This is a genomic window from Streptomyces sp. NPDC048111 (assembly GCF_043202815.1).
Classification (GTDB): Bacteria; Actinomycetota; Actinomycetes; order Streptomycetales; family Streptomycetaceae; genus Streptomyces.
This window is the reverse complement of sequence record NZ_JBIDBD010000046.1, coordinates 22,020-30,808: the sequence shown is the minus strand read 5'-3', so window position 1 is coordinate 30,808 and position 8,789 is coordinate 22,020. Positions and strand designations below refer to the sequence as shown.

Sequence of the window (8,789 nt, the reverse complement as noted above, 5' to 3'; positions counted from 1 at the left end):
TCCGCCCCCTGCACCCCTGCTCAGGGGCTGCGCCCCCGAACCCCCCTTTCGCGCCTGAACGGCGCTCGTCCTCAAACGCCGGACGGGCTGAGGTGCCCCGGTGCGGGCCAGCACCGGTGCTGTTAGGGGCGCGGGGAACTGCGCGAGAAGCGACCACGGCCTGCGGACGACCGGGGGTTGGGGGCGCGGGGAACTGCGCGAGCCACGCCGGGCTACACGTGCGGCCCAGCACCGGCCCCGCCAGGGGCGCGAGGAACTGCGCGACAAGCCACGCACGGCCCGCGGCCGGCCGACAGCGGGTTCAGGGGCGCGGGGAACTGCGCGAAAAGCGACCACGGCCCGCACACGGCCGCAGGGTCCAGGGGCGCGGGGAACTGCGCAACCCCCGGACACCCCCAGACCCCCACCACCCCCAGCGGCGCGAGGAACCGCGCGAAAAGGGGCCCGGGGCGCAGCCCTGGGTTGGGGTGAAGCCGTACGTACGGGCTAATTCGTGTGGGGGTGACCCCGGTCCGCGGGGGCGCGTTGGCCAGGGCATGAGCTTGGTTTACTCCACGGCCCCGGGACAGGGCCGCCGCCGCCTCGCCCCACCCAACCCCCCACCCCCAGCCGAATCGGTTCTGCAGTACACCGACCCACCCATCTACCAGGCCCTGCTCCGGCACTGGGCCAGCCGGGGGCGGACCCTGCCGGGGCACCGGGACCAGGAGTGGGTGCGGATCGTCGCGGCTCCGGTGTGGCCGGGGCCGGGGGTCAGCGGGTCTCCGGACCCGCGAGGTGGCGCGCGATGACCATCCGCTGGATCTGGTTCGTCCCCTCGACGATCTGCAGAACCTTCGCCTCGCGCATGAAGCGCTCGACCGGGAAGTCGGCCGTGTAGCCGTAGCCGCCCAGGACCTGCACCGCGTCCGTGGTCACCTTCATCGCCGCGTCCGTGCAGAAGAGCTTGGCCATCGCGGCCTGGCGGGAGAAGGGGCGTCCGGCGTCGCGCAGCCTGGCCGCGGCCAGGTACAGGGCGCGGCCCGCCTCGATCTGGGTCGCCATGTCCGCGAGCATGAAGCGCAGGCCCTGGAAGTCGGCGATGGGCCGGCCGAACTGCAGGCGCCCGGTGGCGTACGTGAGGGCCTCGTCGAGCGCGGCCTGGGCGACGCCGATGGCGCACGCCGCGATGCCGAGGCGGCCCGAGTCGAGCGCGGAGAGGGCGATGGCGAAACCCTGGCCCTCCTCGCCGATGCGGCGGGAATCGGGGACGCGCACCCCGTCGAAGTGGAGCTGGGCGGTGGGCGAGCCCTTCATGCCCATCTTCTTCTCGGGGGCGGCGGCGCTCAGGCCCTCCGCGTCGCCGGGCACGAGGAAGGCCGTGATGCCGCGGGCCCCCTCGCCGCCGGTGCGCGCGAGGACGGTGCAGAAGTCGGCGATCCCGCCGTGCGTGATCCACGCCTTGGTGCCGGTGATGACCCAGTCGTCGCCGTCCCGCACCGCCTTGGTGCGCAGCGAGGCCGCGTCGGAGCCGGAGGACGGCTCGGAGAGGCAGTACGCGCCGAGCAGGCCGCCCCCGAGCATCGCGGGCAGGTGCTCGGACTGCTGCTCCTTGGTGCCGTATCCGGCGAGCGCGTGGCAGGCGAGGGAGTGGACGCTGACGCCGAGGCCGACCGTCAGGCGGGCCGAGGCGAGCTCTTCGAGCACCTGGAGGTAGACCTCGTAGGGCTGGTCCCCGCCGCCGAACTCGGAGTCGTACGGCAGGCCCAGCAGGCCGGACTCGGAGAGCAGGGTGAAGACCTCGCGCGGGAAGTACCCGGCGTCCTCCTGCTCGGCGGCCCGCGGCGCCACCTCCCGCTGGACGATGTCGCGCACGAGGGCGACGAGGTCCCGGGCCTCTTCGGTGGGCAGCTGTCGTTCCACCGGCTGTGGGGCACGGTCGGGCATGGCGCGCTCTCCTCCCTGTCGGGCGCTACGGCGGACGCACGCGCAGGGTGTGGCGGCGCCGCCGGTGACTCTGCTCTACGGCCGCTACCTTCCCTTCCGGGTCTCGGAAGTAGCAGGCGGGCGGGCCGTGGCGCTGTGAGTATGCCCGATCGGACGCGTCCCGTCACTGGCTCCAAGATCACGATTCATCCGTACCCGCCGCCGGGCCGCGCGCTGGAATTGAGCCCTCCGGAATTGGTCCGAACCATTGACCCCACTGGTCTAGTCCTTCTAGCGTTCCCTCCGACGACTTAGAGCGTTCATGTCAAAGCAGTCGTGCACGGCCCACGCTCCCCTCCCCACGAGGAGATCACGATGCCCGGACCCCGCCCCCCACGTCCCGCTCTCAAGGCCCTGACCGCCGCCGCGTGCACCGCGGCCCTCGGCCTGACCCTGCTCGCCGGCGCCGGCAGCGCCACCGCCTCCCCGGACCCCGGGCCGCGTGCGCCCCACAGCGCCGCGGCCGGTTCCAAGGTCGTCGGATACTTCACCGACTGGGGCGTCTACCAGCGCAATTACCACGTCAAGAACATCGAGACCTCGGGCTCCGCGGCCAAGCTGACCCACATCAACTACGCGTTCGGCAACGTCACCGGAGGCAAGTGCGCCATCGGCGACGCCTACGCGGACTACCAGAAGACCTACGACGCCGCCTCCAGTGTGGACGGCACGGCCGACACCTGGGACCAGCCCGTGGCGGGCAGCATCAACCAGCTGCGCGAACTCAAGAAGAAGCACCCCGGGCTGAAGGTGCTGTGGTCGTTCGGCGGGTGGACCTGGTCGGGCGGCTTCGCCGAGGCGGCCAAGAACCCGGCCGCGTTCGCGAGTTCCTGCTACTCCCTGGTCGAGGACCCCCGCTGGGCGGACGTCTTCGACGGCATCGACATCGACTGGGAGTACCCCAACTCCTGCGGTCTGTCCTGCGACACCAGCGGGCGCGAGGCCTTCAAGAACGTGCTCGCGGCGCTGCGCTCGAAGTTCGGCGGATCGAACCTGGTCACCGCCGCCATCACCGCCGACGCCACGGCCAACGGCAAGATGGACGCCGCCGACTACGCCGGCGCGGCGCAGTACGTCGACTGGTACAACCCGATGACGTACGACTTCTTCGGCGCCTGGGCGGCCAAGGGCCCCACCGCCCCGCACTCCCCGCTGACCTCCTACAACGGAATCCCCACCCAGGGCTTCTACACCGACGCGGCGATCCAGAAGCTGAAGAAGCTCGGCGTCCCGTCGGCGAAGCTGCTGCTCGGCATCGGCTTCTACGGCCGCGGCTGGACGGGTGTGACGCAGAAGGCCCCCGGCGGCACCGCGACGGGCCCGGCGGCGGGCACGTACGAGCAGGGCATCGAGGACTACAAGGTGCTCAAGACCAAGTGCCCCGCCAACGGGACGGTCGCCGGCACGGCGTACGCCTACTGCGGCACCAACTGGTGGAGCTACGACACCCCCGCCACCATCGCCGGGAAGATGTCCTACAAGAACGGCCAGGGTCTCGGCGGGACCTTCCTGTGGGAGCTCAGCGGCGACACGGCCAACGGTGAGCTCATCAAGTCCGTGAAGTAGCAGATGAGTTGAGGGACGTACGGGAGGGGCGGGCGGCCGTGGCCGGCCGCCCCTTCGTCATGCTCCGGATGCGTCATGTCCCGGATGCGTCATGCCTCGGGCGGTTGCGGCGAGGGGCAGGAGGGCTCGAACTCCTCGATGGTGTCCAGGGTGCGCCGCAGCATCCGCACGAGGAGCTCGCGCACGGTCTCGCGGGGCGGCTCCAGCGTGGTGAGCCAGTCCAAGGTCGCGCTCTCCACGCCGCCCAGCCAGCCCAGCAGCGCGAGCCGCGCCAGGGCCGGGGTCTCCCGGGTTCCGTAGGCGCTCTCGGCGATGGTGGCGATCAGCTCCTCGCGGACCGCGTCCCGGATGGACTGCACCTGCGCGTCGAAGCCGACGCCGCCGGTCACGATCGTCCGGTACGCGGCCTGGTGGTGCTCGGCGTAGCGGAGGTAGCCGTCGACGGTGCGGTGGACCCGTTCGGCGCGCGGCAGCTCGGTGTCGCTGCGGGCCCGGGAGACCAGATCGGCCACGGAGTCCTCGACGATGGCCAGGTAGTAGCCCCGCTTGGACTTGAAGTAGTAGTAGATCAGGCCCTTGGCGACGCCCGCCTGCTTGGCGATGTCGTCCATCGACAGCGCGTCGTACGAGGTGTCGGCGAACAACTTCCGCCCGGTCGCGATGAGTTCGGAGCGGCGCGCCTGGGATCGCACGGTCGTGCCGCCCTGTTGACTATTATTCAAATTCGGCCCTAGTCTCCAACTGCCGCAGGATGCCCGCAGTATGGCAGACCTGCATGCGCACTCCCCCTGCACTGCCCTTCGAGGGTTCGCCGGATCGTACGGGAGGATCACATGAGCGCAGCCACACGGCCGTTGGCCGAAGGAAGAACCGCATGGCGCAGGACGGCGGTGGTCGCCCTTCCGGCGGTCGTCGCGGTGGGGATCATGGCCCATGTGATGGCCGAGGGCGCGCTCGCCGCGTCCTTCGCCGTCTCCGGCACCAGTTTCCAGGTCGCCTCGGGGAAGCTGACCAGTTCGGGGCTCTCCTCGTTCGTGCAGACGGACCGGTCGGTCGACGGCAAGGGCCACCCGGTGGCGCTGCTCGGCATCGGCGACGCCAGGCTCAGCGACATCTGCCAGTCCGCCGAGGTCGGCACCCCGCTCGGCACCGTGGTGTTCAAGCTGACGGCGGGCGGCGACGCGGGCGAGGTCACCGCCGGCAGTCTCGTCATCGACGGGGAGGACCTGGTGGGCGACGCCCGGTTCGGCACCGCGCAGATCGGCCGCGACGCCTCAACTCTGGACGCCGTCAAGGGAGTTCAGGGTGAGGCCGGCAAGTTCGGGCTCCAGGCCGGGGACATCGAGGTCGACGGCGTCAGGTCGCACGCCTGGTCGGCGACCGGCGGCAACTTCCGTCTGAAGGGGATGAAGGTCGATGTGAGCCTCGGCGGCAAGAAGTGCTTCTGAGACGCCTCGGGCCGCCGCGGCGCTCCCGGACCGGCGCGACCACCCCCACGCCCCGGCCGCCGGTCCGGGTCCAAGGCCCCACGGGCACCGGCCGCAGCCGCCAAGAGCTTCGCGCCGCCGAAGAACCGCACACTCCCCGGGGCGGGTCCGCGCGGGCCCCGCGCGATCGGGGCCGGGCGCGGAGCAGGTGGCTGCGGGCGTGGGGCAGGTGGCAGGAGCGGCTGCCGTGGCCCGGGGCCCGTCGCACCCTGCGCGGCTGGCGCCGGACCCGGCCGTTCTGGGCGGGCCTGTTCCTGGTCCTCGGCGGAGCCGAGCTCCTCCTGGTGCCGCTGTCGCCGCTGACCGTCCTGGTCAGTCTCGGGCTCGGCGGCATCGCGGCCATCGGCATCGGGCTCGCCCTCGTCGCGGCCGGCCTCTTCCTCTGGTTCCTGCCGCACACCCGGCACTACGTGGCCGTCAACGCGCTGATCCTGTCGGTGCTCTCCTTCGCCGCCACCAATCTGGGCGGGTTCCTGATCGGGATGGCGCTCGGCATCGCGGGCAGCGCGATGGGCTTCGGCTGGACGCCCACGACGCCCACGACGCCCACACCGCCCCCGACGCCCAGCGCCCCTGAGCCACCGGGCCCGCGGTTGCCGCCCGCCCGCACCCGGCGCACCCTCGCCGCGGCCCTGCCCGCCACCCTGCTCCTCGCGATGGGCGGACATCCCGTGACCGGGGCCCCACAGGCCGAACGCGGTACCGCTCCGGCCGGGGCGCCGTCGGCCGCGCGGGCCGCCGGCGTCACCGCTCCCGCCGTGCCGCCGACGGTCACCACGAGCCGCTTCTCGCCGCACGGGTTCCTGTTCGCCGGGGTGACGACGGTGCCCACCGCGGGCGGTCCGCTCAAGGTGATGGTGCTGCGGATGGCCTCGGCCTCGCTCACCGACTACCGCCTCGCCACCCACGACGGACACGGCGATCAGGGCGGCCGGGGAGGCCACGGTGAACTCGCCCTGGGCGCACGCTCGTTGGACCTGAGCGGCGAGGTGACGCTCTACCTCAGCAAGTTCAGCGGCTGCCTCGAAGGGCTGCTCTGCGTCACCTTCGACCCGCGCACCCTCCCGGTGCCGCCGATCGTCCCGCCGTTCGTCTTCATGACCGATGTGACGGCCGAGCAGGCCCTGGTCACCTCGGACTCGATCGTCGCCGACGGTCTGACCCTGGCGGCGTCGTGACGGCGGCCTCGTGATCGCGGCACACCGGTCCTGCGTCTAGAGCAGCCCGAGCTGCGTGACCAGCATCGCGACGACCACCACGAGGGTCCAGCCCAGGACGTGCTCCAGGATCTGGGGCCCGGTGTCCTTGGGACCGCCGGTGCGGGCGCGGAGCTCGGCCAGGGCGCGGGGGTCGTCGAGAGTGGTGGCAGGCAGGGTCATGGGAACTCGCTCGGTCGTGTGGTGGTGCGCGGCCCCCCGCGGACCGTTCCACAGTGCCAGCGGATCCGGCCCCCGGGGGAGAGACGTTCGTCACTGCGCCCGGGGGCCGGCCCCTGGATCAGACGATGCCGACGGCCGCGAGGGCCTTGCGCTGCCCGGGCGTGGGGTCGGCGGGCCAGTACAGGTAGCAGATGCCGCCTGTGCCCGAGGACACATGTCCGCTCGCGTTGTAGCGCTTGGTCCTGAGCCAGATGTTCTCGAATTCGCGCCGCTTGTAGACCCGGCGCACGGCCGCGTCGTCCGGTGCGGCCGGGTCGTGGGCGATGACGTCGCCGTCGGCGGTGAAGCCGATGACGGTCATCAGGTGCCCCGAGGTGCCGTACCCGGCGCCGGTCAGCTCGGTGGCCAGGAACGACTGGGACGTTATGGCCGGGATGCCGGCGGCCACCAGGCGCTCCACGTCGTTGAGGGAGCCGAGCCGGGTCACCACCGCGCTCAGGTCCCGGTAGGTCGTGGCGTACGCGGCGTTGAAGGGCCAGTTGCCACAGCCCGCGTACTGGTAGTCGTAGGTGCCCCGGGCCGCGTGGCAGACCTGGGGGTCGGCGTACGACGGGTCCACCCAGGCGAGGTCGGCGCGGCTGGGCCTGCGCCCCCAGTGCTCGATGATCATCTGCGAGGAGGTGGGGCTGCACCAGGCCTCGCCGCCGTTGTCGTACTGCGGGTACTGGCCCTTGTGGATCTCCTGCGAGTAGCTCGGCACCTCCAGCTCGCCCGCGAACCCCGGGGTCGAGGCGTCCACGGTGAAGCGGTCGGGGACGGCGGAGGCCATCGCGCCGAGCCGCCACACGGTGGGCGAGGGCCGGGCGCCGGGCAGGCGGTACAAGGTGACCCGCAGCCGGTAGGAGGCCAGGCGCGGGCCGCCCGACGGGGTGTCGATCGCGAAGGTGTCGGTCGAGATGGAGCTGCGTCCGTCGCCCTGCCCGTCCACGGAGGTGCGCCGGATGTCGCTGTCCCCGTCGCCCGCCGTCCAGCGGCCCATGACGTAGTCCGGGGTGGCGGTGCCGTCGTCGTAGGTGCCGAGCAGTTCGATCTGGATCCAGGTGGCGGGCGGGGTGTGGGCGTTCCAGTGGGCGACGGCCTCGGTGGCGGGCACGGCCGAGCGGTGGACCGGCGAGGTCCAGGTGGCGTACTCCCAGGTGGCCGTCTTCCGCGTGTGCGGGTCGGTGTAGGCGGTAGTGCCGGCGGGCCGCGCGATGACGATGCCCGGGCGCGGTCCGGCCGCGGGGCGCACCCCGTCGGACGTCCCCGAGCGCCAGTCGTGGTGCGAGGTCCAGGCCTTGTTGTCCACGAGCCGTCGGCCCCGCTCGGGTCGGCGCGCGTTGCCGGAGGCGTACGCCGGTCCCGCCGAGGCGGTGACGGCACCGGCCGCGGCGGCGACGGCCGCGGCGAGGACGGTTCTGCGGGGGGTGGAGCTGGTCACGGTGGGGACCCCCAGTCGGATCAAGGATGGGGCGGCGAGTGCTCGACAGCGGGCCAACTATCCCGGGTCCGAGGCCCTTCGGCCAGCGATTCGGCGCGCGTCACGCGGCCAATATTGGTCTGGGCCACTGGCATGACCTGGGCGGCGGGCCGGGACCGGCGGGGCGGGGACCGCGGGCGCCCGGCACGGCGCCGGCGCGGCGACGCACCCCGCCACCGGGTACGGTCGACGTTCCCGCGGGCCCGTGCCGGGCCGGCGCCCACCACCCGTACCACCAGGCAGGACCTCATGAACAGCACCCGGCCACCCGGCTCCTCCGTGGCCCAACTGGCCTCCCTGGCAAGGGACATGAGCCCGTCGTGCGGGCCCGTCCGGCTGATCGGGGTGGACGGGCACGCGGGCTCGGGGAAGTCGACGTTCGCCTCGCGGCTCGCCGAGGCGCTCGGCGGGGCGCCGGTGCTGCACCTGGACGACCTGGCCACGCACCAGGAGTTCTTCGGCTGGCCGGACCGGCTGCGCCGCCAGGTGCTCGACCCGTTCGCGCAGGGCCGGCCGGCCCGGTACGACCCGTACGACTGGGAGCTGCGCCGCTTCGGGGCCCCGCGCCTGCTGGAGCCGGCGCCGGTGGTCGTGATCGAGGGCGTCGGGGCCGGGCGCCGGGCGCTGCGGCCCGCGCTCGCGCTGCTCGTGTGGATGGAGCTGGACGCCGCGGCCTCCTGGACGCGGGGCCGGCGCCGGGACGGGAGCGGCCTCGCCGCGTTCTGGGACGAGTGGACGCAGGCGGAGATGCGCCATTTCGCCGACGACCCCTCGCGCCCCTTCGCCGATGCCCTGGTACGCCAGGTACCTGAGGGGTACGAGTGGCGGACGGGGCTCGATTAGACCGCCCGTACGGCCCATTCACTCACGCAG

At 72.8% G+C, this 8,789-nt stretch carries 8 protein-coding genes; 4 read left to right on the top strand and 4 right to left on the bottom strand.

Annotation, left to right across the window (positions count from 1 at the left end; all coding sequences use genetic code 11):
- Window positions 1–753: 753 nt before the first annotated feature.
- Window positions 754–1,926, bottom strand: a complete 1,173-nt coding sequence (locus tag ACGF3I_RS33870) for an acyl-CoA dehydrogenase family protein (RefSeq protein WP_393138921.1) — start codon at window positions 1,924–1,926, stop codon at window positions 754–756.
- A 354-nt stretch (window positions 1,927–2,280) separates the two neighbouring features.
- Here ACGF3I_RS33870 and ACGF3I_RS33865 point away from each other — a divergent pair, with 354 nt between their 5' ends.
- On the top strand, window positions 2,281–3,531 hold the full coding sequence (locus ACGF3I_RS33865; protein WP_393138919.1) for a glycoside hydrolase family 18 protein: 1,251 nt from the start codon (window positions 2,281–2,283) through the stop codon (window positions 3,529–3,531).
- A gap of 89 nt (window positions 3,532–3,620) precedes the next feature.
- Here the strand turns inward: ACGF3I_RS33865 and ACGF3I_RS33860 are convergent, their stop codons facing one another.
- Entirely contained in the window at window positions 3,621–4,253 is a 633-nt protein-coding gene (locus ACGF3I_RS33860) for a TetR/AcrR family transcriptional regulator (protein ID WP_393138917.1), read from the bottom strand.
- Window positions 4,254–4,364: 111 nt separating this feature from the next.
- On the opposite strand from ACGF3I_RS33860, the gene ACGF3I_RS33855 reads away from it, so the two are divergent.
- Both ACGF3I_RS33855 and ACGF3I_RS33850 read left to right on the top strand, forming a co-directional pair.
- A complete protein-coding gene (locus tag ACGF3I_RS33855) occupies window positions 4,365–4,979 on the top strand; it encodes a DUF6230 family protein (protein ID WP_393138915.1) in 615 nt (204 codons plus the stop codon).
- Between the two features lie 191 nt (window positions 4,980–5,170).
- Window positions 5,171–6,196 carry a DUF6114 domain-containing protein gene (locus ACGF3I_RS33850; RefSeq protein ID WP_393138927.1) on the top strand — a complete coding sequence of 342 codons (1,026 nt, stop codon included), beginning with the start codon at window positions 5,171–5,173 and terminating at the stop codon, window positions 6,194–6,196.
- 36 nt (window positions 6,197–6,232) lie between these two features.
- Here ACGF3I_RS33850 and ACGF3I_RS33845 read toward each other — a convergent pair whose 3' ends face one another.
- Window positions 6,233–6,397, bottom strand: coding sequence for an SCO1431 family membrane protein (locus ACGF3I_RS33845; RefSeq protein WP_393138913.1), 165 nt, complete (start codon window positions 6,395–6,397; stop codon window positions 6,233–6,235).
- A gap of 118 nt (window positions 6,398–6,515) precedes the next feature.
- A complete protein-coding gene (locus tag ACGF3I_RS33840) occupies window positions 6,516–7,877 on the bottom strand; it encodes a peptidase C39 family protein (RefSeq protein WP_393138911.1) in 1,362 nt (453 codons plus the stop codon).
- A gap of 288 nt (window positions 7,878–8,165) precedes the next feature.
- On the opposite strand from ACGF3I_RS33840, the gene ACGF3I_RS33835 reads away from it, so the two are divergent.
- Entirely contained in the window at window positions 8,166–8,759 is a 594-nt protein-coding gene (locus ACGF3I_RS33835) for a uridine kinase (RefSeq protein ID WP_393138909.1), read from the top strand.
- Window positions 8,760–8,789 lie beyond the last annotated feature (30 nt).